19 protein-coding genes and 2 tRNA genes are annotated in these 22,198 nt (G+C 58.9%); 17 read left to right on the top strand and 4 right to left on the bottom strand.

Features of this window, described 5'->3' with window-relative positions; all coding sequences use genetic code 11:
- The first annotated feature begins 7 nt into the window (after nucleotides 1-7).
- The 7 genes from IB250_RS12220 to IB250_RS12190 all read left to right on the top strand — a co-directional run bounded on the left by IB250_RS12220 (nucleotide 8) and on the right by IB250_RS12190 (nucleotide 7,283).
- Nucleotides 8-1,039 carry a ligase-associated DNA damage response exonuclease gene (locus tag IB250_RS12220; protein WP_192344267.1) on the top strand — a complete coding sequence of 344 codons (1,032 nt, stop codon included), beginning with the start codon at nucleotides 8-10 and terminating at the stop codon, nucleotides 1,037-1,039.
- Nucleotides 1,036-2,724 carry an ATP-dependent DNA ligase gene (locus tag IB250_RS12215; protein ID WP_192344266.1) on the top strand — a complete coding sequence of 563 codons (1,689 nt, stop codon included), beginning with the start codon at nucleotides 1,036-1,038 and terminating at the stop codon, nucleotides 2,722-2,724. Before IB250_RS12220 ends, IB250_RS12215 begins: the two co-directional genes overlap by 4 nt.
- 375 nt (nucleotides 2,725-3,099) lie before the next feature.
- Nucleotides 3,100-3,882, top strand: coding sequence for a transporter substrate-binding domain-containing protein (locus IB250_RS12210; RefSeq protein WP_192344265.1), 783 nt, complete (start codon nucleotides 3,100-3,102; stop codon nucleotides 3,880-3,882).
- 56 nt (nucleotides 3,883-3,938) lie between these two features.
- Entirely contained in the window at nucleotides 3,939-4,667 is a 729-nt protein-coding gene (locus IB250_RS12205; protein WP_192344264.1) for an ABC transporter permease, read from the top strand.
- The gene (locus IB250_RS12200; RefSeq protein ID WP_123360582.1) at nucleotides 4,664-5,374 is read left to right on the top strand and encodes an ABC transporter permease; all 711 of its coding nucleotides are present in this window, start codon (nucleotides 4,664-4,666) and stop codon (nucleotides 5,372-5,374) included. The genes IB250_RS12205 and IB250_RS12200 overlap by 4 nt, the downstream gene beginning before the upstream one ends.
- Nucleotides 5,375-5,386: 12 nt before the next feature.
- Nucleotides 5,387-6,505: a succinylglutamate desuccinylase/aspartoacylase family protein gene (locus IB250_RS12195; RefSeq protein ID WP_192344263.1), complete on the top strand. Its 1,119-nt coding sequence runs from the start codon at nucleotides 5,387-5,389 to the stop codon at nucleotides 6,503-6,505.
- Between the two features lie 13 nt (nucleotides 6,506-6,518).
- A complete protein-coding gene (locus IB250_RS12190) occupies nucleotides 6,519-7,283 on the top strand; it encodes an ABC transporter ATP-binding protein (RefSeq protein WP_007904656.1) in 765 nt (254 codons plus the stop codon).
- A 153-nt stretch (nucleotides 7,284-7,436) separates the two neighbouring features.
- On the opposite strand, the gene IB250_RS12185 is transcribed toward IB250_RS12190, so the two are convergent.
- Nucleotides 7,437-7,643 (bottom strand): hypothetical protein, encoded by a 207-nt coding sequence (locus IB250_RS12185; RefSeq protein ID WP_095632425.1) that lies wholly within the window; start codon nucleotides 7,641-7,643, stop codon nucleotides 7,437-7,439.
- 107 nt (nucleotides 7,644-7,750) lie between these two features.
- Entirely contained in the window at nucleotides 7,751-8,317 is a 567-nt protein-coding gene (dcd, locus tag IB250_RS12180; RefSeq protein WP_007904652.1) for a dCTP deaminase, read from the bottom strand.
- Nucleotides 8,318-8,671: 354 nt separating this feature from the next.
- On the opposite strand from dcd, the gene IB250_RS12175 reads away from it, so the two are divergent.
- Nucleotides 8,672-8,881: a cold-shock protein gene (locus IB250_RS12175; RefSeq protein WP_002554837.1), complete on the top strand. Its 210-nt coding sequence runs from the start codon at nucleotides 8,672-8,674 to the stop codon at nucleotides 8,879-8,881.
- A gap of 166 nt (nucleotides 8,882-9,047) precedes the next feature.
- On the opposite strand, the gene IB250_RS12170 is transcribed toward IB250_RS12175, so the two are convergent.
- Nucleotides 9,048-10,055 (bottom strand): DUF481 domain-containing protein, encoded by a 1,008-nt coding sequence (locus tag IB250_RS12170; RefSeq protein WP_192344262.1) that lies wholly within the window; start codon nucleotides 10,053-10,055, stop codon nucleotides 9,048-9,050.
- A 167-nt stretch (nucleotides 10,056-10,222) separates the two neighbouring features.
- Here IB250_RS12170 and IB250_RS12165 point away from each other — a divergent pair, with 167 nt between their 5' ends.
- The 4 genes from IB250_RS12165 (at nucleotide 10,223) to IB250_RS12150 (ending at nucleotide 15,008) form a co-directional block, all read left to right on the top strand.
- Nucleotides 10,223-10,576, top strand: a complete 354-nt coding sequence (locus IB250_RS12165; RefSeq protein ID WP_007940587.1) for an MGMT family protein — start codon at nucleotides 10,223-10,225, stop codon at nucleotides 10,574-10,576.
- Between the two features lie 44 nt (nucleotides 10,577-10,620).
- Nucleotides 10,621-12,180, top strand: a complete 1,560-nt coding sequence (locus tag IB250_RS12160; protein ID WP_192344261.1) for an AmpG family muropeptide MFS transporter — start codon at nucleotides 10,621-10,623, stop codon at nucleotides 12,178-12,180.
- 141 nt (nucleotides 12,181-12,321) lie between these two features.
- The gene (locus IB250_RS12155; protein WP_192344260.1) at nucleotides 12,322-14,037 is read left to right on the top strand and encodes a proline--tRNA ligase; all 1,716 of its coding nucleotides are present in this window, start codon (nucleotides 12,322-12,324) and stop codon (nucleotides 14,035-14,037) included.
- Between the two features lie 17 nt (nucleotides 14,038-14,054).
- On the top strand, nucleotides 14,055-15,008 hold the full coding sequence (locus tag IB250_RS12150; protein ID WP_192344259.1) for a hypothetical protein: 954 nt from the start codon (nucleotides 14,055-14,057) through the stop codon (nucleotides 15,006-15,008).
- 116 nt (nucleotides 15,009-15,124) lie between these two features.
- Here the strand turns inward: IB250_RS12150 and dinB are convergent, their stop codons facing one another.
- Nucleotides 15,125-16,186 (bottom strand): DNA polymerase IV, encoded by a 1,062-nt coding sequence (gene dinB, locus IB250_RS12145; RefSeq protein WP_192344258.1) that lies wholly within the window; start codon nucleotides 16,184-16,186, stop codon nucleotides 15,125-15,127.
- A 299-nt stretch (nucleotides 16,187-16,485) separates the two neighbouring features.
- On the opposite strand from dinB, the gene IB250_RS12140 reads away from it, so the two are divergent.
- The 5 genes from IB250_RS12140 (at nucleotide 16,486) to IB250_RS12120 (ending at nucleotide 22,114) form a co-directional block, all read left to right on the top strand.
- Nucleotides 16,486-16,562, top strand: a tRNA-Met gene (locus IB250_RS12140).
- A gap of 220 nt (nucleotides 16,563-16,782) precedes the next feature.
- A tRNA-Met gene (locus IB250_RS12135) sits at nucleotides 16,783-16,859 on the top strand.
- 277 nt (nucleotides 16,860-17,136) lie between these two features.
- A complete protein-coding gene (gene mprF, locus IB250_RS12130) occupies nucleotides 17,137-19,779 on the top strand; it encodes a bifunctional lysylphosphatidylglycerol flippase/synthetase MprF (RefSeq protein ID WP_192344257.1) in 2,643 nt (880 codons plus the stop codon).
- A complete protein-coding gene (locus IB250_RS12125) occupies nucleotides 19,779-21,074 on the top strand; it encodes a virulence factor family protein (protein ID WP_192344256.1) in 1,296 nt (431 codons plus the stop codon). Before mprF ends, IB250_RS12125 begins: the two co-directional genes overlap by 1 nt.
- Before the next feature lie 713 nt (nucleotides 21,075-21,787).
- Nucleotides 21,788-22,114 (top strand): DUF3077 domain-containing protein, encoded by a 327-nt coding sequence (locus IB250_RS12120; RefSeq protein WP_192344255.1) that lies wholly within the window; start codon nucleotides 21,788-21,790, stop codon nucleotides 22,112-22,114.
- Nucleotides 22,115-22,198 lie beyond the last annotated feature (84 nt).

The following is a 22,198-nucleotide window of genomic DNA, read 5'->3' as shown; positions in this document are numbered from 1 at the left end:
TAACAACATGGACCTTGTTATCGCTCGTCCTGAAGGTTTGTACTGCCCGCCCGGTGATTTCTATATCGACCCATGGCAGCCGGTCGAACGCTCGATCATCACCCACGCCCACAGCGACCATGCTCGCCATGGCAATCAACATTATCTGGCCGCGGCGCCGGGTGCAGGCATCCTGCGTGCGCGTCTGGGCCAGGACATCAACCTGCAAACCTTGCCTTATGGCGAGCCATTGCTGCACCGCGGTGTAAAACTGAGTTTTCACCCCGCGGGCCACGTACTCGGCTCCGCCCAGGTACGTCTGGAATATGGCGGGGAAGTCTGGGTCGCCTCGGGGGATTACAAGACCGAGCCCGATGGCACCTGTGCGCCATTCGAACCAGTGCGTTGCCACACCTTCATCACAGAATCGACGTTCGGCCTGCCGATTTACCGCTGGCAACCCCAGACGCAGATCTTTGCCGAGATCAATCAGTGGTGGCGGGCCAATGCGGCGGCCGACAAGACCAGCGTGCTGTTCTGCTATGCCTTCGGCAAGGCCCAGCGGATTCTCCACGGCATCGATGCCAGCCTCGGCCCCATTCTGGTCCACGGCGCGGTTGAACCCATCAATCGGATTTATCGTCAGAGCGGCATTTATTTACCGCCAACGATCTATGCCGGCGACGTTAAAAAGCATGACCCGATGATGCGCAAGGCCTTGGTCCTCGCGCCTCCTTCTGCGGGTGCCAGCCCTTGGGTACGGCGTTTCGGTGATTACAGCGATGGCTTCGCCAGCGGTTGGATGCGCTTGCGCGGTACACGACGCCGGCGCAGTGTGGACCGCGGTTTTGTGCTATCGGATCACGCCGACTGGCCCGGCCTGCTTTGGGCCATCGAACAAACCGGAGCCGAACGCGTGATCGTCACCCATGGTTCGATCGGGGTATTGGTGCGCTATCTGCGCGAACAAGGCCTGGATGCCATGAGTTTCAGCACCGAATATGGCGATGATGAAGAAACCACAGTCCTCGAACCCGAGAGCGCCGAGGTGCTGGCATGAAAGCCTTCGCCGACTTGTATGCCGAACTCGACGCCACCACTTCGAGCAACGCCAAACTGGCGGCGATGCAGAGCTATTTCGCCCAGGCCGCACCCGAAGATGCCGCTTGGGCGGTGTACTTTCTGTCCGGTGGGCGCCCTCGACAATTGGTGCCGGTACGAATGCTGCGGGAAATGGCTACAGCGTTTTCCGGGCTCTCGCCCTGGTTGTTCGAAGAAAGTTATCAAGCCGTCGGTGATCTGGCGGAAACCATTTCGCTGGTGTTACCCGAAACGCACCACACCTCTACCGATGGGCTGGCGGTGTGGATTGAAGACAAACTGCTGCCGCTGCGTAACGCGCCCCCGCAAACCCTCGCCGAACGCTTGCCCGCCTTGTGGGCGCAACTGGATCGCCAGAGTCTGATGCTGTGCATCAAACTGATCACCGGCAGTTTCCGTGTCGGGGTCTCCAAATTGCTGGTTACCCGCGCCTTGGCGGCGATGGCCGGGCTCGACAGCAAACGCGTGGCCCAGCGGCTGGTGGGTTACACCGATTTGTCCAACCGCCCAAGCGCCGCCAGTTACCTGAAGCTGATCGCTCCCGAATCACCCAATGAGCATGCCCAACGGGGTGGTCAGCCCTACCCGTTTTTCCTCGCCCATGCGTTGTCGCACCCGGTCGAGCAGTTCGACGCCCTGCTCGGCCCCGTCAATCAGTGGCAAGTGGAATGGAAGTGGGACGGCATCCGCGCTCAAGTGGTCAAGCGCGATGGGCGCTTGTGGATCTGGTCGCGAGGTGAAGAGCTGGTAAGCGAGCGCTTCCCCGAACTGGAAAGCCTGGTTCACGGTTTGCCCGATGGCACGGTGATCGACGGTGAAATCGTCGCCTGGAAAGCTGCACAATCGGGCGTCAACGACGCCTTCGACCCGCATTCGCCGTCGCCACCCGCTGTGCAGCCCTTCGCCCTGTTGCAACAGCGGATCGGCCGTAGAACGCTAAGCAAGAAAATCCTCGATGAAGTACCCGTGGTCATCCTGGCCTATGACCTGCTGGAATGGCAGGGCGAGGATTGGCGTAACCAGACCCAAGCCACGCGCCGCACTCAGCTGGAGCAACTCATCCTCACTTGCGCAAACCCGGTATTAATGAGCTCGCCGGTGCTGACCGGCGAAGACTGGTTCGACCTTGGCCGTCAACGGGAAGCCTCCCGCAGACTGGGCGTCGAAGGCATGATGCTCAAGGCCCGCGATGCGCTGTATGGCGTCGGGCGAACCAAGGACATGGGCGTGTGGTGGAAATGGAAAGTCGACCCGTTCAGCGTCGATGCGGTGCTGATCTATGCCCAGCAGGGCCATGGCCGCCGGGCCAGCCTCTACACTGATTACACGTTCGCGGTGTGGGACGGTCCTCCCTCTGCCCGCGAGCGAACGCTGGTGCCTTTCGCCAAGGCTTACTCCGGGTTGACTGACGAAGAAATGCGTCAGGTCGACAGCATCGTACGCAAGACCACGGTGGAAAAATTCGGACCGGTGAGTAGTGTGAAACCGACTTTGGTGTTTGAGCTGGGATTCGAGGGTATTGCCCTGTCAAAGCGGCATAAGAGCGGGATTGCAGTGCGGTTCCCGAGGATGCTGCGTTGGCGGCAGGACAAGTCGGTGGAGGACGCTGACAACTTGGCGACATTGCAGGATTTGCTCGCCTGACCTGATTTCGGTGAGCGGATCTTTGTAGCAGCTGGCGAAGCCTGCGTTCAGCTGCGCAGCAGTCGTAAAATCAGAACTCGCGGTGTATCAGGCAGAGCGCATTAATTGGATTCACGACTGCTGCGCAGCCGAACGCAGCCTCGCAGGCTCGACAGCTGCTACAGGCCCCTCACTATTCTGCGCACCATCCTGGCGCAAGGATCTGGCGATGCCCGTTTTCGTGCATAAAATCCCGCTTTGCCGCTTCTTGTATTACCTTTTAAACGCTTGTTCGGGACTCTGGTTCGGAAATTGCTACTTTTAATAGGTCTTACGCTTTTCAGTAACAGTACTTCTGCGCCACAAGCGCTCATATTGGTTCTTAGGGATTGAATAATGAAAAAAGCATTGCTGACCCTTTCTGCACTGGCGTTGTGCATGGCTGCCGGCTCCGCGCTGGCCAAGGAATACAAAGAATTGCGTTTTGGCGTTGACCCTTCTTACGCGCCGTTCGAGTCCAAAGCAGCCGACGGTAGCCTGGTAGGCTTCGACATCGACCTGGGCAATGCAATTTGCGCCGAGCTGAAGGTCAAGTGCAAATGGGTCGAAAGCGATTTCGACGGCATGATTCCGGGCTTGAAAGCCAATAAATTCGACGGTGTGATCTCTTCGATGACCGTCACCCCGGCCCGCGAAAAAGTCATCGATTTCTCCGACGAGTTGTTCTCCGGCCCAACCGCTTACGTGTTCAAGAAAGGTTCCGGCCTGACCGAAGACGTTGCTTCGCTGAAGGGCAAAACCGTGGGTTACGAGCAAGGCACCATTCAGGAAGCCTATGCCAAAGCCGTGCTGGACAAGGCCGGTGTGAAAACCCAGGCCTATCAGAATCAGGACCAGGTGTATTCCGACCTGACTTCCGGCCGTCTCGACGCAGCCATTCAGGATATGTTGCAAGCCGAACTGGGCTTCTTGAAGTCGCCAAAAGGCGCCGATTACGAAGTCAGCAAGCCAGTCGACAGCGAATTGCTGCCTGCCAAAACAGCGATCGGTATCTCTAAAGGTAACAAAGACCTCAAGGCGCTTTTGAATAAAGGTATCAAAGCGTTACACGACGATGGCACCTACGCCACCATTCAGAAGAAACACTTTGGCGATCTGAATCTGTACAGCGGCAAATAATGCCCGGCGCCCATCTCGCGATGGGCGCTTTTTTCACCCGATCAGGTTGCTGATTTATGTTCGAAAACCTATTACAAAACCTGGGGCTCTCAGCCTTCAGCCTCCAGGGCTTCGGTCCGTTGCTGATGGAAGGCACCTGGATGACCATCAAATTATCGGTGTTGTCACTTTTGTTGGCCGTATTGCTCGGTCTGCTCGGTGCCAGTGCCAAACTGTCAAAAGTCAAACTGATGCGCATACCGGCTCAGCTCTACACCACACTGATTCGTGGGGTGCCCGACCTGGTGCTGATGCTGCTGATCTTCTACAGTCTGCAAACCTGGCTGACCTCGTTTACCGACTTCATGGAATGGGAATACATCGAGATCAACCCGTTCAGCGCCGGGGTCATCACTCTGGGCTTCATTTATGGTGCGTACTTCACCGAAACATTTCGCGGGGCGATACTCGCCGTGCCACGGGGCCAGGTCGAAGCCGCCACCGCCTACGGTCTCAAACGCGGCCAGCGTTTTCGTTTCGTGGTGTTCCCACAAATGATGCGCTTCGCCCTGCCGGGTATCGGCAACAACTGGATGGTGATGCTCAAGGCTACCGCGCTGGTCTCGATCATCGGCCTGGCCGACTTGGTCAAAGCCGCGCAGGACGCCGGTAAAAGCACCTATCAACTGTTCTATTTCCTGGTGCTGGCTGCGCTGATCTACCTGGTGATCACCAGCGCCTCCAACGTCGTCCTGCGCTGGCTCGAACGCCGCTACGCCGCCGGTTCCCGGGAGGCCGTACGATGATCGAACTCTTGCAGGAATACTGGAAACCCTTCCTTTATACCGACGGTTACAACATCACCGGCCTGGCCATGACCATGTGGCTGCTCAGCGCCTCGATCTTCATCGGTTTTCTGGTGTCGATCCCGCTGTCCATCGCCAGGGTTTCGCCCAAGGTCTACATCCGCTGGCCGGTGCAGTTTTACACCTACCTGTTCCGGGGTACGCCGCTGTATATCCAGCTGCTGATTTGCTACACCGGTATCTACAGCCTGGCGGCCGTGCGCGCCCAACCAGTCCTCGATGCGTTCTTTCGCGATGCGATGAACTGCACGATCCTGGCCTTCGCCCTGAACACCTGCGCCTACACCACAGAGATCTTCGCCGGGGCGATTCGCAGCATGGCGCATGGTGAAGTCGAAGCGGCCAAGGCCTACGGTCTGTCAGGCTGGAAGCTCTACGCCTACGTGATCATGCCGTCGGCCCTGCGTCGCTCGTTGCCTTATTACAGCAACGAAGTGATCCTGATGCTGCACTCGACCACCGTGGCGTTCACCGCGACCATCCCGGATGTATTGAAAGTCGCTCGCGATGCGAACTCTGCAACCTTCCTGACATTCCAGTCGTTCGGCATCGCCGCACTGATCTACCTGACCGTTACCTTTGCGCTGGTCGGCCTGTTCCGTCTCGCCGAACGCCGATGGCTGGCCTTCCTCGGGCCGACTCACTAGGACAACTCGTACATGCGCCACCAGATTCATGACCTGCTGGCCCCGCTGCCGGGGACCGTGCGACAGATTCACAGTTTCCACTTCGGCCCGTCGTCGGCCAAAGGCAAGATTTACATTCAGTCCTCCCTGCATGCCGATGAATTGCCCGGCATGCTGGTGGCCTGGCACCTCAAGCGACGTCTGGCGGAGCTGGAAGCCGCCGGCCGGCTGCGCAGCGAAATCGTACTGGTGCCCGTGGCCAACCCGGTCGGCCTGGAACAAGTGTTGATGGACGTTCCACTGGGCCGCTACGAGCTGGAAAGCGGGCAGAACTTCAATCGCTGGTTCGTCGACTTGAGTGAAGAAGTCGGCAACGAGATCGAAGGCCTGCTCGGCGACGATCCGCAACGTAACCTCGAACTGATCCGCGACAGCCTGCGCAAGGCGTTGGCGCGGCAGACCGCAGGCACTCAACTGCAATCCCAGCGCCTGACCCTGCAACGGCTGGCCTGTGATGCAGACATGGTGCTGGACCTGCATTGCGATTTCGAAGCCGTGGCGCACCTTTACACCACGCCCGAGGCCTGGCCGCAGGTCGAGCCGCTGGCGCGCTACATCGGTTCCGAAGCCAGCCTGCTGGCCACCGACTCGGGTGGCCAATCGTTCGATGAATGCTTCACTCTGCTCTGGTGGCAGTTGAAAGAGCGCTTCGGCGAGCAGTTCGAAATTCCGCTGGGCAGTTTTTCAGTCACTGTCGAATTACGCGGCCAGGGTGACGTCAATCACCCGCTGGCCAGCCTCGACAGCCAGGCGCTGATCGATTATCTGATTCATTTCGGCGCGATTGCCGGTGAGCCGGCGCCATTACCGGAACTGCCCTACCCGGCCACCCCGCTGGCCGGCGTTGAACCGGTGGCGACGCCGGTGGGCGGGCTGCTGGTGTTCACGGCCCTGCCCGGGGAATACCTGGAGGCCGGACAACTGATCGCCGAAGTCATCGACCCGATCAATGATCGCGTCACCCCTGTTCATTGCACCGCCGCCGGGCTGATGTACGCCCGTTCGCTGCGACGCATGGCCACTGCCGGCATGGTGATCGCCCACGTCGCGGGCACCGAAGCCTATCGCAGTGGCTACCTACTTTCGCCTTGAGGATGCATGCCCCATGTACAAACTGACCATTGAAGGCCTGCATAAAAGCTATGGCGATCATCAGGTGCTCAAAGGCGTTTCGCTCAAGGCCAAAACCGGCGACGTCATCAGCCTTATCGGCGCCAGCGGCTCGGGTAAAAGCACCTTTTTGCGCTGCATCAACTTTCTCGAACAACCCAACGACGGAGCCATGAGCCTGGATGGCCAGACGATCCGCATGATCCACGACCGTCACGGCATGCGCGTGGCCGATGCAGATGAGCTGCAGCGGATTCGCACCCGCCTGGCCATGGTGTTCCAGCACTTCAACCTGTGGAGCCACATGACGGTGCTGGAAAACATCACCATGGCCCCGCGCCGGGTCTTGGGTTGCAGCAAGCAAGAGGCCGAAGACCGTGCCCGACGTTACCTCGACAAGGTTGGCCTGGCGGCGCGCGTAGCGGATCAGTACCCGGCGTTCCTGTCGGGCGGCCAGCAACAGCGGGTAGCCATTGCCCGTGCACTGGCCATGGAACCGGAAGTCATGCTGTTCGACGAACCGACCTCGGCGCTCGACCCGGAACTGGTGGGCGAAGTGCTCAAGGTCATCCAGGGCCTGGCCGAAGAAGGCCGGACCATGATCATGGTCACCCACGAAATGAGCTTCGCCCGTAAGGTATCGAGCCAGGTGCTGTTCCTGCACCAAGGGCTGGTGGAAGAAGAAGGCGCGCCGGAAGACGTGCTGGGCAACCCGAAGAGCGAGCGGTTGAAGCAGTTCCTCAGCGGCAACCTGAAATAAAAAAATCGCAGGTTTCGCCCACCGCTACGGATCACCGTAGGCGCTGGCGAAGCCTGCGATCTTTTGTGGGGTGCGAAATTTGACAGCCGAAAAGCGAGATCAAAAGATCGCAGCCTTCGGCAGCTCCTACAGTCGCATGGTATTTGTTAGATCTCAGGCCACAGGCGCGGGCGGTGGCTTATCCGGCACAGTGGGCTCTCCGGGTTCTTTTGGCTCTTCATTGGGCGTGTCGGGATCAGGCTGAGTGGGGATGCCCCCTGCCATGACGGGCGGATGTGCCAACAAGGACCAGGCCAGTACGCCAACCTGATTGGGCTCAAGCCTTGCCAGTTCGGCACTTATTCGCGGATCGATCTTCATGAAGCACTCCTGAGCGATGGCCCGATCCGCCTTGCGCGAATCGGAGCAGTACATCCCATAGAGTGTACGCCCGCTCAGGAATTCCAACGGCTTGTCAGACGGCTGACTCAGGTACGCGGCAGGGTCACGCCACGCTGCCCCTGATACTTGCCGCCACGGTCCTTGTAGGAGACTTCGCACTCTTCGTCCGACTCAAGGAACAACATCTGCGCCACGCCTTCGTTCGCGTAGATTTTCGCCGGCAGATTGGTGGTGTTGGAGAACTCCAGGGTCACGTGACCTTCCCACTCAGGCTCGAGCGGCGTGACGTTGACGATGATGCCGCAACGCGCGTAGGTGCTTTTACCCAGGCAAATGGTCAATACGTTACGCGGGATGCGGAAGTATTCGACGGTGCTGGCCAGAGCGAAGGAGTTCGGCGGAATGATGCACACGTCGCTGTGGATGTCGACGAAGCTGCCAGCATCGAAGTTTTTCGGGTCGACGATCGCCGAGTTGATGTTGGTAAACACCTTGAAGTGATTGGTGCAACGCACATCGTAGCCGTAGCTGGACACGCCGTAGGAGATCACACGGCTATCGTCGCTACCGCGCACCTGGCGCTCGACGAAAGGCTCGATCATGCCGTGTTCCTGCGCCATGCGGCGAATCCACTTGTCCGATTTGATGCTCATGGCGGGTGTCCTGAATAGCGAGGTAGAAAAATTCTGTCCGGCATCTTACCGGGCAGGCGCGCCGGGTTCAAAGTCCGGGAGACAATTCTCGCCGATCCCCCGTGAATCCCGGGTCTTCACCGCCATTCAATGCACCGTCAGTCATGAAAACAGAGAAACCTTCGCAAGAAACATTGGCACGTTCCGGAAAAAGGGTTAAGGTGGCGCCACTGTGCTGCTTGTGTCACTGAGAATCTCTACACGATATGTTGAATTTCGATCCAACCATCTACAAGAATTTTTCCTGCTCTTTGCACTCAGTCTCGGCCAGGGTTCTTCCTGCGTCGCAGTTATCTTTGTTCAAGGAGTTACACCATGTCTAATCGCCAAACCGGTACCGTTAAGTGGTTCAACGATGAAAAAGGCTTCGGCTTCATCACTCCACAATCCGGTGACGACCTGTTCGTTCACTTCAAAGCTATCCAATCCGACGGCTTCAAAAGCCTGAAAGAAGGCCAACAGGTTTCTTTCATCGCTACCCGCGGTCAGAAAGGCATGCAAGCTGAAGAAGTTCAAGTTATCTAACTTGTACTTGCTTTAGTAAAAAGCCCCGCCCTCAAAAGCGGGGCTTTTTTGTGCCTGTGTGTTTTGCATGGCAAAAAAGATCGCAGCCTTCGACAACTCCTACAGGACGTACCTCAATCCTGTGTAGGAGCTGCCGAAGGCTGCGATCTTTTGTTCTTTCAGCGTGTTACCAGGTCACGCCAAACCCTGCGGTGTATCGAGTCTTGCTCAGGTCGGCCTCTTCGCTACCGCTGATGATGTCTTTCTCGGCCTTCAGGTTCAACGACGCCCAATCGGTGACTTTGTAGCGCAGGCCGACCTCGGCATCGAGGGCGTAATCCGCCACGCCCGACAGCGGCTTGCCGACCTCGCCATTGGTGAAGAACTCGACCTTCTTGCCGACCAGATAACGGTTGTAGTCCCACTTCATCGCCAGGGAGTAGAAGTTTTCCTTGTTGCCGTTTGAATATTCGTAGTCCGTGTTGTTCAGCAGCGAGCCCAAGGAGAAAGCGCCCAGCTCGTTATCCCAGAATTGATAACCGGGGCCGGTACCGATGGTGCGCTGACGGGCGAGCTCTTCGACCTTGTCGCGCTTATAGTTCAAACGACCTTGCCAGAACCATTTCTCGGTAAGAAAACGGTCGAGGGCGTACTCACCCCGCCAATTATCCGTGGTGACCACGTCATCCTGGAATTCGCGGTTGTACTCGCCTTCTGCCGTGTGTCGCCATCTGCCATGGCGCGCACTGGTCTTGAAGTCGACGTCATAATCATCCGTGTCTTTTTCGGCACGCTGGTAATCCAGCGCCATATCGACATGCCCCTTCCAGACCAGATCCTCAACCACCGGTTTAGGCTTGAGCATCTGCTGGATACTGGCCAGCTCCACGGTCTTGGGGCCATCGCCGTTGGCCAGGGTGACTTTGCCGTCCTCTGCCGCGTGCAGCGACTTGGCCTTCTCACCGGTGTAGGCATCCTGTTTGACCAGCAGTTGCTGATCGCTTTCCAGGGTTTTGACCTGATTCCAGTCGATCGGAACCGCGCCCGCGTACTCGGTCTGAATCAGTAGCTTGCCACCATCGAATACGGTGATTTTGCCGCTCAATTTGTCACCGTTCTTCAACCAGACGGTATCGGCGAACAACGGAGTGGAAGCACTGACGACAGCGAGGCACAGCAAGGTTCTGGACAACATAAGCGAATCGAAGGCTCAACTTTGCGAAAAAAAGTCGGCATTATCCTTACGAATAAGGCCATGACAAGGACTGACCCGACTTTTTCTATTGAGTTCATTTCTCAATAGGCGATCCTGGATTTACTCTACAGACGGTCAATTGCGCATTTTTTCAGGAAGCCCGGGACGTGACCGACTCAACCGCTGAAACCGAAAGCGCAGCGCAAATCCGACGCACGGCGCTCTACCTGACCCTGGCGCAAGTGCCCGAGGGCAAAGTCGTGAGTTACGGCCAGCTCGCCGAACTCGCGGGACTGGGTCGTGCTGCCCGCTGGGTCGGGCGAACACTGAGCCAATTGCCCGGTGACACCAAACTTCCCTGGCACCGGGTACTGGGTGCCGGCGGTCGGATCAGCCTGCCCGTGGGCAGCCCTTCGGGGGACGAACAACGGGCCCGATTGCGCATGGAAGGCATCAGTGTCCTGAACAATCGTGTTGATATTCAGCGCCATGGGTGGCGCCCGGTAGAGCACAGCGGTTAGAGTGCGCGCTTTGTTTCCGTAATCCTTGAGGCAGACTCCAGCCCATGCCCCGTAAAACCTGGCGCGCCGCGCTCGCCGCCTATGCCAGCCCCTCAACGCTCGTGCTGTTGCTGCTTGGTTTCGCCGCCGGCTTGCCCTACATGCTGGTGTTTTCGACGCTTTCAGTCTGGCTGCGCGAGGCCGGTGTTGCCCGCGAAACCATCGGCTATGCAAGCCTGATCGGCCTGGCCTACGCCTTTAAATGGGTCTGGTCCCCGCTGCTCGACCAATGGCGCCTGCCACTTCTGGGCAAGCTTGGTCGACGACGCTCCTGGCTGGTACTGGCCCAGGCACTCGTCATCCTTGGCCTGATCGGCATGGGATTCTGCGACCCGCAAAAGCACCTGTCCTGGTTGATCGCGATCGCCGTGGTCGTCGCCTTCGCCTCGGCGACGCAAGACATCGCCGTCGACGCTTATCGCCTGGAAATCGCCGACGAAACCCGCCAAGCCGCGCTGGCGGCCAGTTACATGGCCGGTTATCGGGTCGCGGCCCTGCTGGCGACGGCCGGCGCACTGTTCTTCGCCGAAGGCTTCGGCTCCACTGGCTTCAACTATAAGCATGCGGCGTGGACCGGCACCTACGTGCTGTTCGGCGTCTTGATGGTCCCGGCGCTGCTGACCACCCTGTTCATGCGCGAACCACCGGTGCCTCTGCGTACTCAATTACAGGCCGGGCGCTACAGCTTTGTGCACCAATTGGCGTCGGTGTTCGTGCTGATCGTGCTGCTGGTGTCCGTACCGGCCATGTTCACCCAGCTCTACAACACTGACTTCGCAAGCGTACTGTTCAACGGCGTCAGCGTACTGGACCTGCTGCTCGAAGACCGTGCGTTCCTGCGGGCGATTCTCTATATCACGCTTACCGGCCTGTGCTTGTCGGCCATGGGCCGCCGTGGCTTGGCCCCGGTGCTGACGCCAGTCAACGACTTCATCCTGCGTTACCGCTGGCAAGCCCTGCTGCTGCTCGGGCTGATCGCCACCTACCGGATGTCCGATACGGTCATGGGCGTGATGGCCAACGTGTTTTACATCGACCAGGGGTTCACCAAGGATCAGATTGCCAGCGTCAGCAAGATATTCGGCCTGATCATGACGCTGGTCGGCGCCGGCATGGGCGGCCTGCTGATTGTGCGCTTCGGCATCCTGCCTATCCTGTTCATTGGCGGCGTTGCATCGGCCGGTACCAACCTGCTGTTCCTGATGCTCACGGATATGGGTGCCAATCTGCAGATGCTGATTGTCACTATTTCACTGGATAACTTCAGCTCGGGCCTGGCGACTTCGGCATTTGTCGCTTACCTGTCGAGCCTGACCAATCTCAAGTTCTCCGCCACCCAGTACGCCCTGCTCAGCTCGATCATGCTCCTGCTGCCCCGCCTCATCGGCGGCTACTCAGGGGTCATGGTGGAAAAGTTCGGCTATCACAACTTCTTCCTGATCACTGCCCTGCTGGGTGTTCCGACTCTCCTGTTGATCGCGCTGCACTGGTTCCAGGAAAACCGCCGCGCGGGTCCGACACCGACGCCGGAACCGGTGCAGTCCCAGGTCGCGGAAGAATCGTAGGCACTTAAGCCAGAAGTGTCGCAGAGGGCGGGCAGATTCTCGCCCTCTGCGACACTGCCGGCCGCACTCCTGTACGCCAGCTGATCTCGCCCGTACAATGTTCCGTCATTTCTCGTCATCAGCAACCGACAACGGCCAACCATGCGCACCAGTCAATTTTTGCTCGCCACACAGAAAGAAACGCCTTCCGACGCGGTCGTCATCAGCCATCAGCTGATGCTGCGCGCCGGCATGATCCGCAAACTCGCCTCGGGCCTGTACACCTGGCTGCCCATGGGCTTGCGAGTGATGCGCAAGATTGAAGCCATCGTGCGTGAAGAAATGAACGCCGCCGGCTCTCTCGAAGTGTTGATGCCGAGCACTCAACCGGCTGAACTGTGGCAGGAATCCGGTCGCTGGGAAGAATACGGCCCTGAATTGCTGCGCTTCAAGGATCGCCACGGTCGCGACTTCTGTGCCGGCCCGACTCACGAAGAAGTCATCACCGACCTGATGCGCAACGAGCTGAGCAGCTATAAACAGCTGCCGATCAACCTGTATCAGATCCAGACAAAATTCCGTGACGAAATCCGCCCCCGCTTCGGTTTGATGCGCGGCCGCGAGTTCATCATGAAGGACGCCTACTCGTTCCACGCTGATCAGCCTTCGCTGCAGATCACCTACGACCGCATGCATCAGGCGTACTGCAACGTGTTCACCCGCCTGGGCCTGAAATTCCGTCCGGTTGAAGCCGACAACGGCTCGATCGGTGGTGCCGGCTCCCACGAGTTCCACGTACTGGCCGAATCCGGCGAAGACGACATCGTCTTCAGCAACGGCTCCGACTACGCGGCGAACATCGAAAAGGCCGAAGCCGTACCGCGCGAAACCTCTCGTCCGCTGCCTGCCGAAGAGCTGCGCCTGGTCGACACGCCGAACGCCAAGACCATTGCGCAACTGGTCGAAGGCTTCAATCTGCCGATCGAAAAAACCATCAAGACCCTGGTGGTGCACGCTGAAGAGAAAGGCAAACTGATTGCCCTGATCATTCGTGGCGATCACGAGCTGAACGAAATCAAGGCCGCCAACCAGCCTGGCGTTGCCAGCCCGCTGGTCATGGCTTCCGAAGCCGAACTGCGCGACGCCATTGGTGCCGGCGCCGGTTCCCTCGGCCCGTTGAACCTGCCACTGCCGATCATCATCGACCGTTCCGTCGAGCTGATGAGCGACTTCGGCATCGGTGCCAACATCGACGACAAGCACTACTTCGGCGTGAACTGGGAACGTGATCTGCCGGTTCCGACCGTCGCCGACCTGCGCAATGTCGTGGCCGGTGATCCGAGCCCTGACGGCAAAGGCACCCTGGAAATCAAGCGCGGCATCGAAGTCGGGCACATCTTCCAGCTGGGCAACAAGTACAGCAAAGCGATGAAGTGCGAAGTGCTGGGCGAGAACGGCAAGCCGGTCACCCTGGAAATGGGCTGCTATGGCATTGGCGTATCTCGTGTAGTGGCGGCTGCCATCGAACAGAACAACGACGAGAACGGGATTATCTGGAGCGACGCTCTGGCTCCGTTCCAGGTTGCCCTGGTTCCGCTGCGCTACGAAACCGAACAGGTTCGCGAAGCCACCGACAAGCTTTACGCAGAACTGACTGCCGCCGGCTTCGAAGTGCTGCTGGACGACCGCGACAAGAAAACCAGCCCGGGCATCAAGTTCGCGGACATGGAGCTGATCGGCATTCCACACCGGATCGTGGTCAGTGACCGCGGCCTCGCCGACGGCAATCTGGAATACAAGAGCCGCACAGAGGCCGAGGCGCAAGCGCTGCCGGTCGCTGACGTGCTGTCTTTCCTCCAGGCCCGTATCCGCCGCTGACACCAGATAGAGACGTCATGTTCAAGCGAAACACCTTAGGCCTCGGTGGCGCCGCCCTGTGCGGCGCCCTGCTGGTCAGCGGCTGTGCCAATCAGATGTCACAACGCAGCGAGCACGAGGAACGGGTCGAGCGCAAATTGCTCGATCACAGCCTGCAGATCGATGTCGGCGAGCCCAAGGTGCTTGAGCTGCCACAACGTCGTGTGAAAATCCACGAGCAGAAGACTTTCGAAGTCACCGAGTTCGAAGTCACGCGCCGCTATGATCGCTATACACCTTACCAACCCTGGAGGGAGGTCTATGAGATCCCGCTGGGCGCGGTGGCCGTGGTGGCCGGTGTCGGTGCGAACGTGGTCAACGTGTTCGCCCTTGGCAATCTGCCGGACAGTGTGACGAAGGACTGGCTCAGCTATGGTTTCGCCGGGCTCAACCCGTTCATGAACGCGCAGTCCCATGGCCGGGCGCAACAGAACCTGGCGGGTATCGACGAAGTCCAGCGCGACAAGCGCACGGAATACTCGAGCCTGCCGTGGAGCGAGCGCCCGGTGCAGGTCAAGGCGGGCAAGAACACCTTCGAACTGACCACCGACCGTAACGGCGTGTTGCGCCTGAACCTGCTGGACAGCCCGTTCGCCGAACATGAGCTCAATCATCTGGGCAAGCTGCAGATCAGTGTCGAGGACAACAAGGACGATGTGCACACCGACTCGTCCCTGGCGATCAGCAGCAACTTGCGCGGCAAGCTGCTCGAAGCGCATGGGTTGATTTACGACGACCTCGAAGACGACGAAGTGAGCCAGTGGGTACACCGGGTCAAACGCCTGTCGGAACTGGGTCTGGAAGAAGAAGCCAGTGAACTGGAACAGAGCCTGATCGAACTGACCCGCAACGATCCCGAGTTGCAGACCGAATTCCTCAAGTCATTGACCAAGGATGCCGGGCGACTGGTGGCGGATCCGGGGCCGAATTAAAGCCGAAAAGCATCGCGAGCAGGCTCGCTCCCACAGTTGACCGGGTTGTTCAGACGAACGCGGTCTAATGTGGGAGCGAGCCTGCTCGCGATGAGGCCCTTAAATTCACCCCTGAACTACCGCTCAAACAACTCCATCTGCTCAAACCCGCCCCGCAAATCCTCAAGCCTCACCCCAATCCCCAACAACCGCACCGGTTTCCCACCACGGTTAAAGGCCTGGGTCAGCAGCAACTGATAACTCCCCAGATCCCGCCCTGCCCCGGCCTGCTCCAAAGTGGTCTGGGTAAAGTCATGGAATTTCACTTTGACGAACGGCTTGCCCGGTCGATAGCTGCTATCGATCCGCGCCATGCGGCCATTCAGGGATTCCAGCAACTCGGGCAATTTATCCAGACAACTCACCAGATCCGGCAGATCCGTGTCGTAGGTATTTTCGACGCTGATTGATTGCCGCCGACTGTCGTTATGCACCAACCGCTCATCGATCCCCCGGGCCAGGCTCCAGAGCCGCTCGCCAAAGCTGCCGAATTCGCGCACCAGCGCCAACTTGTCCCATTCGCGCAAATGCGAGCAATCGACGATGCCAAGCCTGCCGAGTTTGTCGGCGGTCACTTTGCCGACACCGTGCAGCTTGCTCACTGGCAAACCACTGACAAAGTCTTCCACCTGATCCGGCGTGATCACGAACAAGCCGTTAGGCTTCTTCCAGTCACTGGCGATCTTGGCGAGAAACTTGTTCGGCGCCACGCCGGCCGACACGGTGATGTGCAACTGATTGGAGACCCGGCGGCGAATGTCCTGGGCGATTCGCGTGGCGCTGCCGCCAAAATGCGCGCTGTCCGACACGTCGAGGTAGGCCTCATCCAGGGAAAGCGGCTCGATCAGGTCGGTGTAATCGCGAAAGATCGTATGAATTTCCTTCGATGCTTCTCGATAGGCCTCCATGCGCGGCTTGACGATGGTCAGGTCCGGACAGAGTTTCAAGGCATGCCCGGAAGACATGGCCGAGCGAACGCCATAAGCCCGCGCTTCATAGTTACAGGTGGCAATCACCCCACGCCGATCCGCCGAGCCGCCCACCGCCAATGGCTTACCGGCCAGGCGCGGGTCGTCACGCATCTCGATAGCAGCGTAGAAACAGTCACAATCGACGTGGATGATTTTTCGCTGCGTCATATAAAAGCAGTGTTCATGGCGAAGAAATGAGGTGTGGGTGAGTCATATCGGCAGTATCTCACTGACACCTGTATATAGCACCAGTACTCTGAATGTTCTTTTTCCTTTGTAGGAAAAGCACTGGAGATTTATTTTATCAATCGAAAGAGCCATCTCGATAGAGCCACAACCCTTGCCCTGCCTGCCTTTCAGGCCGATCAGCCACTCCTTGTTTCACCTAAGCGCTTGAACAGGAACAGGTTTTACCAAGATTGAAGGTTGACAGGCCTGCGATCCTCTGTAGAATGCCGACACACAGACGCGGGATGGAGCAGTCTGGTAGCTCGTCGGGCTCATAACCCGAAGGTCGTCGGTTCAAATCCGGCTCCCGCAACCAAACATCAAAAAAGGCTACTCGAGAGAGTGGCCTTTTTTGTGCGTGTCTGTTTTATAAAAATCAGCGGTCTATGCCTTACCGCACAGAAACAAGAAATCGTTCTGATTCCGAAACTTAGGTCTCCCCTTCGACCATTCGCCGTCGTTTTAAACTTATTTGAGCCATACTGGGATTAACGGTTGACACTCCGGCGTTCGCCTGTAGAATGCCGCCACACAGACGCGGGATGGAGCAGTCTGGTAGCTCGTCGGGCTCATAACCCGAAGGTCGTCGGTTCAAATCCGGCTCCCGCAACCAAACATCAAAAAAGGCTACTCGAAAGAGTGGCCTTTTTTGTATCTGTTGAAAAAGTCCTTTCGCAACAATGATCTGTCACTGTGCAGTGAGCCGTTCGGGATCGCCGGACTGTGAGTTCAGTCCAGGCTGAACCGCAGACAGAACCCTCTACGACTGATAACGCGCCATCGCCGGCATCCGGTGAGAGGCGTTAATATTTGTGATTATTTTTTTCCACAGGGATTGGTAACTTGGCTGGATACCTCCATCCTGTCGCGCACAATCCAAGAGGTGATTGATGCGCGCCAACTCGTCTGATTCACAAGACACCGTCACAGCGACACAACCGATCAAAGCCGAACGTTTACGCTTGCTTGATCGAATCAGCAAATACCGTCAGCCCATCGGGCTGGCAGTCACTTTGCTCTTGTTCGCCATCGCGCTGATTGCCTGTCGTCACCTGCTGAGCGAACTCGATCTGTACGCGCTGCACGACTCGATTCTGGAAGTGCCGAAACCGGCCTTGCTGGGCGCGCTCGGCGCGACGGTTATCGGTTTCATCATTCTGCTGGGTTACGAATGGTCGGCCAGCCGTTATGCGGGCGTGACGATCGCGCCGCGAATATTGGCATTGGGCGGCTTCACCGCATTTGCCATTGGCAATGCCATCGGCCTTTCGCTGTTGTCGGGAGGCTCGGTTCGCTACCGTTTATATGCACGGCATGGTGTGGGGGCTTCGGAAGTCGCGCACATGACCTTGTTTGCCAGCCTCTCGCTCGGCTGCGCCCTTCCGCCCCTGGCCGCCCTCGCCACCCTCAGCAACCTGTCCGCCGCCTCCGTGGCCCTGGGTTTCTCCGAGACGTTGCTGGGTGCGATTGCGGTGGCCGTGCTGCTGCTTTCAACAGTGCTGGCCATCGGCATCTATCGCCGCCGCTTGCCGGAACAGCCTTATCCCGACAACCTGCTGGTCAAGGTCGGTCGCCGCACCTTGCGCCTGCCGGGTCGTCGCCTGACGTTCCTGCAACTGGTCATTACCGCCCTGGACGTCGCCGCTGCCGCGACGGTGCTCTATCTGTTGCTGCCGGAAGCACCGCCCTTTGGTGCATTCCTGCTGGTCTATCTATTGGCCCTGGCTGCTGGCGTGCTCAGCCATGTACCGGGTGGTGTCGGGGTGTTCGAAGCGATTTTACTCGCCGCCTTCGCCGACAAGCTCGGCGCCGCACCACTGGCCGCCGCCCTGCTGCTCTACCGTCTGATCTACGTGGTGTTGCCGCTGCTGGTGGCTTGCGTACTGCTGCTGGTCAATGAAGGTCAGCGCCTGTTTCAGACTCGCCAGTCCCTGCGTGCTGCATCTGGCATGGCCGCACCGATTCTGGCGGTGCTGGTGTTCCTGTCCGGCGTGGTGCTGCTGTTTTCCGGCGTGACGCCGGAGATCGATACCCGCCTTGAACACATCGGTTTTCTGATTCCGCATCGTTTGGTCGACGCTTCACACTTCGGCGCCAGCCTGGTGGGCGTGCTCTGCCTGCTGCTGGCTCAGGGGCTACGTCGCCGCCTGTCAGCCGCATGGATGCTGACCACCATTCTGTTGTTGGTCGGCGCCCTGCTCTCTCTGCTTAAAGGGTTCGACTGGGAAGAGGCTTGCCTGATGACCCTGACGGCGAGTTTGCTGGGGGTTTTCCGGCGCTCGTTCTATCGCCCCAGCCGCCTGACCGAAGTGCCGTTTTCGCCGCTGTATCTGGTGGCCAGCCTCTGCGTACTCGGCGCGTCGATCTGGTTGCTGCTGTTCGCCTATCAGGATGTTCCGTACAGCCATCAACTCTGGTGGCAGTTCACCCTCGACGCCGATGCCCCGCGTGGCTTGCGCTCGTTGCTTGGCGCCGCGGTCCTGCTGGTGGTGGTGTCCCTGACCTGGCTGCTGCGCACCGCGCGCCCGGTGATCCATCTGCCAACGCCCGACGAACTGGACCGCGCGGTAAAGATTCTCATGGCCTCGGCCCAACCGGATGGCGGCCTGGCCCTGACCGGTGACAAGGCGCTGCTGTTTCACCCCAACGACGAGGCGTTTCTGATGTACGCCCGCCGTGGCCGCAGCCTGGTAGCGTTGTATGACCCGATCGGCCCGACCCAGCAACGGGCGGAAATGATCTGGCAGTTCCGCGACCTCTGCGATATCCACCACGCCCGCCCTGTGTTCTATCAAGTGCGCGCGGAGAATTTGCCGTACTACATGGACATCGGCCTGACCGCGATCAAGCTCGGCGAAGAAGCCCGGGTCGATCTGCACCGCTTTGATCTCGAAGCCAAGGGCAAAGAGATGAAGGACCTGCGCTACACCTGGAACCGCGGCACCCGTGACGGCCTGTCACTGGAGATCCATGAGCCGGGGCAAGCGCCGATGGATGAGCTCAAGGTGATTTCGGACGCCTGGCTGACCGGCAAGAACGTGCGCGAGAAAGGCTTCTCGCTTGGGCGTTTCAGTGATGATTACCTCAAGCACTTCCGTGTCGCGGTGATTCGTTTCGAAGGGCGCCCGGTGGCGTTCGCCAACCTGCTCGAGACCTACGGCCATGATCTGGCCAGCCTCGACCTGATGCGCGCGCACCCCGACGCCCCCAAGCTGACCATGGAGTTCATGATGGTCGGCCTGATTCAACATTATAAAAATCATGCATACGCGCGCTTCAGCCTGGGCATGGTGCCGTTGTCGGGGTTACAACCCCGGCGCGGCGCACCACTGACCCAGCGCCTGGGCTCGATGGTATTCCGCCGTGGTGAGCAGCTGTACAACTTCCAAGGTTTGCGCCGCTTCAAAGACAAGTTCCAGCCCGACTGGGAACCCCGTTATATGGCCGTGCCCGCCGGACTCGATCCGCTGGTTGCCCTGGCCGATACTGCCGCCCTGATTGCAGGCGGCTTGACTGGATTGGTGAAACGCTGATGATTCAACGCTCCCTGCGGTACGTACTGGCCACACTGGTAGTGCTGGCCCTGATTGTCGGTGGCGGTTACTGGTACCTGAAACGCCCGGCACCAGAACCGACCCTCGAACGGCTGGCGCCAGCCGATGGCGCCGCAATGATCCGCGTCATTCCCGGCAACACACCGCACGCCCAGGTGCTAGTGGCGGTCAATGAAGAGCAGAAGCTCAGCGACAAACAATTGCTGACCCTGAGCCGCAGCGGCTCGGCGCAGATCGTCCAGGTGATCCTGCCCAAGGACTGCATCCAGCAAGGTCGCGCCCTGCAAGCCGGCCTCAGGCAACTCAAAGGCCCGGCAACCCTGGTCAGCGGCATCGGCCCTGGCGCCGTGCTGGCGTGGCGCTGGCTGGCCGAGCAGAAGGACGACAAGTCCCAGGCCATTTCGGTCGACCTGGCCCTGGAAAAGCCCGGCTGCACGCACCTGCTGCCAAAAACCGCCGCCCACGGCCACTGGCTGGTGGCCTGGAACGACAACCCCGACGATACCAGCGCCGGCTTCGTGCGTGACCAGCCCAACGCCGAAACCAGCATCAGCGACTACGACATCAACCTGCCGCAAGTGCTGAACAACGAACTGCGCAAAATCCTCGTCGGCGGCGATAAAGCTGCTGGTGGCCTGCAGATCCCGGTGGTCGAAGTCCCGGCCGGTCAAGCCAAGGACACCGTTACCCTGTTCCTTTCCGGCGACGGCGGCTGGCGCGACCTGGACCGTGATGTGGCCGGTGAAATGGCCAAGATCGGCTACCCGGTGGTCGGCATCGACACCCTGCGCTACTACTGGCAGCACAAGAGCCCTGAGCAAAGCGCGCTGGACCTGACCGAACTGATGCAGCACTACCGGCAGAAATGGGGCACCAAGCGCTTCATCCTGACCGGTTACTCATTCGGCGCCGACGTACTGCCTGCCATCTACAACCGCCTGCCGGAAGCCGAACAACAGCGCGTCGACGCAATCATCCTGCTGGCCTTCGCCCGCACCGGCAGCTTCGAAATCGAAGTCGAAGGCTGGCTCGGCAACGCCGGCAAAGAAGCCGCCACCGGCCCGGAAATGGCCAAGCTACCGCCTGCAAAAGTGGTGTGCATCTACGGTGAAGAAGAAGTCGACGAGAGCGGCTGCACCGACAAAACCGCCGTGGGCGAAGCGATGAAACTGCCTGGCGGCCACCACTTCGACGAGAACTACCCGGCTTTGGCCCAACGGTTGGTGGATGCTATCGAGAAGCGTCAAGCGAAGGAGACGGCCGCTCAGGAGTGAGCTGAGCCGCGCTCACGAAAAAGCCCCCGCTGCCTTATGGTTGCGGGGGCTTTTTTCATATGAGTGTAATTAAACCAAACACCGCAGATCCCCTGTGGGAGCGGGCTTGCTCGCGAAAGCGGTCTGACATTCAGTATTGATGTTGACGGAGCCACCGCTTTCGCGAGCAAGCCCGCTCCCACAAGGGATTTCATCGTCCGTTATACCTTCATGAACTGTCCTCAGTCCCAGGACAGAGGACAGAGGACAGAGGACAGTTGCTAACCGAGGCCAAATGAAAATTCAAGAGTTGACCAAACGAACCATTCCACCGGCTTGATGAGCCGAACGTCATGTAAGCTCTCTCGCCACGTTTAGTTTTGTTTACTCAAAGTATCGCAATATCGGATGACGCCCGCAGGCCTTGTAGGCAAACTCCGAATCGTCCTTTTTGGGCACTTTGCCGCCTTGTTGCACTTTTCTTCGACGGGATACTCTCCGGACGTCGCTGACCATTCAGCGATCGGGCTTGGAAACCCGTCGAACCAAAGCGCACCAGCGCCCTATCATGACTGCAGAGTTTTTTACGACTGCAATCCTGAGTTATGGCGGCTGTGCGTGGGACGCCTTCGGGTGTGCCGGTTCCTTGGTTCCCGGTTTTCCAACCTGCGTACAGCCGCCACCTATTCGCTTGGAAACGAAAGTGTCGGCTCCTCGAACCTTGGAGTAAGAGCATGACGAAAACAGATACTTCCGCGATTTCAGAACTAAAAACCATCGGCTTCACGCCCCTCATCTACTGCTCCGATCAGGCATTATTCAACGTCCGCGCCGGCGTCCCCATCGTTGATGCATTGTCACAAGCCTCCGACCTGCTGTTCCTCGCCAAATCATTTGCCGAGGATGCGGCCTACATAAAAGACACCGACCGCCATGCCTGGGCCGCGCACTACCTGACGGCGATGAGTAAGGCAGTGATTGATGATGTGGTGAAGGTTCTGACCCCGCGACCTGCCCGGACAAAGACTGAATCTGAAGAAGAGCTGCCTGAAAGTCAGTAAAGGCACAGGGACGGAAAAGCCGCGTAATCACGCGGCTTTTTCATTCCAGACACTGCAGATCCCCTGTGGGAGCGGGCTTGCTCG

The organism is Pseudomonas sp. PDM09, assembly GCF_014852305.1.
GTDB lineage: Bacteria > Pseudomonadota > Gammaproteobacteria > Pseudomonadales > Pseudomonadaceae > Aquipseudomonas.
The sequence above is the reverse complement of the archived record's forward strand: the minus strand, read 5'-3'. Positions and strand labels throughout refer to the sequence as shown.

Excerpts from the sequence above, each read along its gene's own strand:
- IB250_RS12205 (WP_192344264.1), top strand. The coding sequence starts at position 3,939 with ATGTTCGAAAACCTATTACAAAACCTGGGGCTCTCAGCCTTCAGCCTC.
- mprF (WP_192344257.1), top strand. The coding sequence starts at position 17,137 with ATGCGCGCCAACTCGTCTGATTCACAAGACACCGTCACAGCGACACAA.
- IB250_RS12195 (WP_192344263.1), top strand. The coding sequence starts at position 5,387 with ATGCGCCACCAGATTCATGACCTGCTGGCCCCGCTGCCGGGGACCGTG.
- IB250_RS12215 (WP_192344266.1), top strand. The coding sequence starts at position 1,036 with ATGAAAGCCTTCGCCGACTTGTATGCCGAACTCGACGCCACCACTTCG.
- IB250_RS12175 (WP_002554837.1), top strand. The coding sequence starts at position 8,672 with ATGTCTAATCGCCAAACCGGTACCGTTAAGTGGTTCAACGATGAAAAA.
- IB250_RS12120 (WP_192344255.1), top strand. The coding sequence starts at position 21,788 with ATGACGAAAACAGATACTTCCGCGATTTCAGAACTAAAAACCATCGGC.
- IB250_RS12220 (WP_192344267.1), top strand. The coding sequence starts at position 8 with ATGGACCTTGTTATCGCTCGTCCTGAAGGTTTGTACTGCCCGCCCGGT.
- IB250_RS12210 (WP_192344265.1), top strand. The coding sequence starts at position 3,100 with ATGAAAAAAGCATTGCTGACCCTTTCTGCACTGGCGTTGTGCATGGCT.
- dinB (WP_192344258.1), bottom strand. The coding sequence starts at position 16,186 with ATGACGCAGCGAAAAATCATCCACGTCGATTGTGACTGTTTCTACGCT.
- IB250_RS12190 (WP_007904656.1), top strand. The coding sequence starts at position 6,519 with ATGTACAAACTGACCATTGAAGGCCTGCATAAAAGCTATGGCGATCAT.
- IB250_RS12125 (WP_192344256.1), top strand. The coding sequence starts at position 19,779 with ATGATTCAACGCTCCCTGCGGTACGTACTGGCCACACTGGTAGTGCTG.
- IB250_RS12200 (WP_123360582.1), top strand. The coding sequence starts at position 4,664 with ATGATCGAACTCTTGCAGGAATACTGGAAACCCTTCCTTTATACCGAC.
- IB250_RS12170 (WP_192344262.1), bottom strand. The coding sequence starts at position 10,055 with ATGTTGTCCAGAACCTTGCTGTGCCTCGCTGTCGTCAGTGCTTCCACT.
- IB250_RS12185 (WP_095632425.1), bottom strand. The coding sequence starts at position 7,643 with ATGAAGATCGATCCGCGAATAAGTGCCGAACTGGCAAGGCTTGAGCCC.
- IB250_RS12160 (WP_192344261.1), top strand. The coding sequence starts at position 10,621 with ATGCCCCGTAAAACCTGGCGCGCCGCGCTCGCCGCCTATGCCAGCCCC.
- IB250_RS12150 (WP_192344259.1), top strand. The coding sequence starts at position 14,055 with ATGTTCAAGCGAAACACCTTAGGCCTCGGTGGCGCCGCCCTGTGCGGC.
- IB250_RS12155 (WP_192344260.1), top strand. The coding sequence starts at position 12,322 with ATGCGCACCAGTCAATTTTTGCTCGCCACACAGAAAGAAACGCCTTCC.
- dcd (WP_007904652.1), bottom strand. The coding sequence starts at position 8,317 with ATGAGCATCAAATCGGACAAGTGGATTCGCCGCATGGCGCAGGAACAC.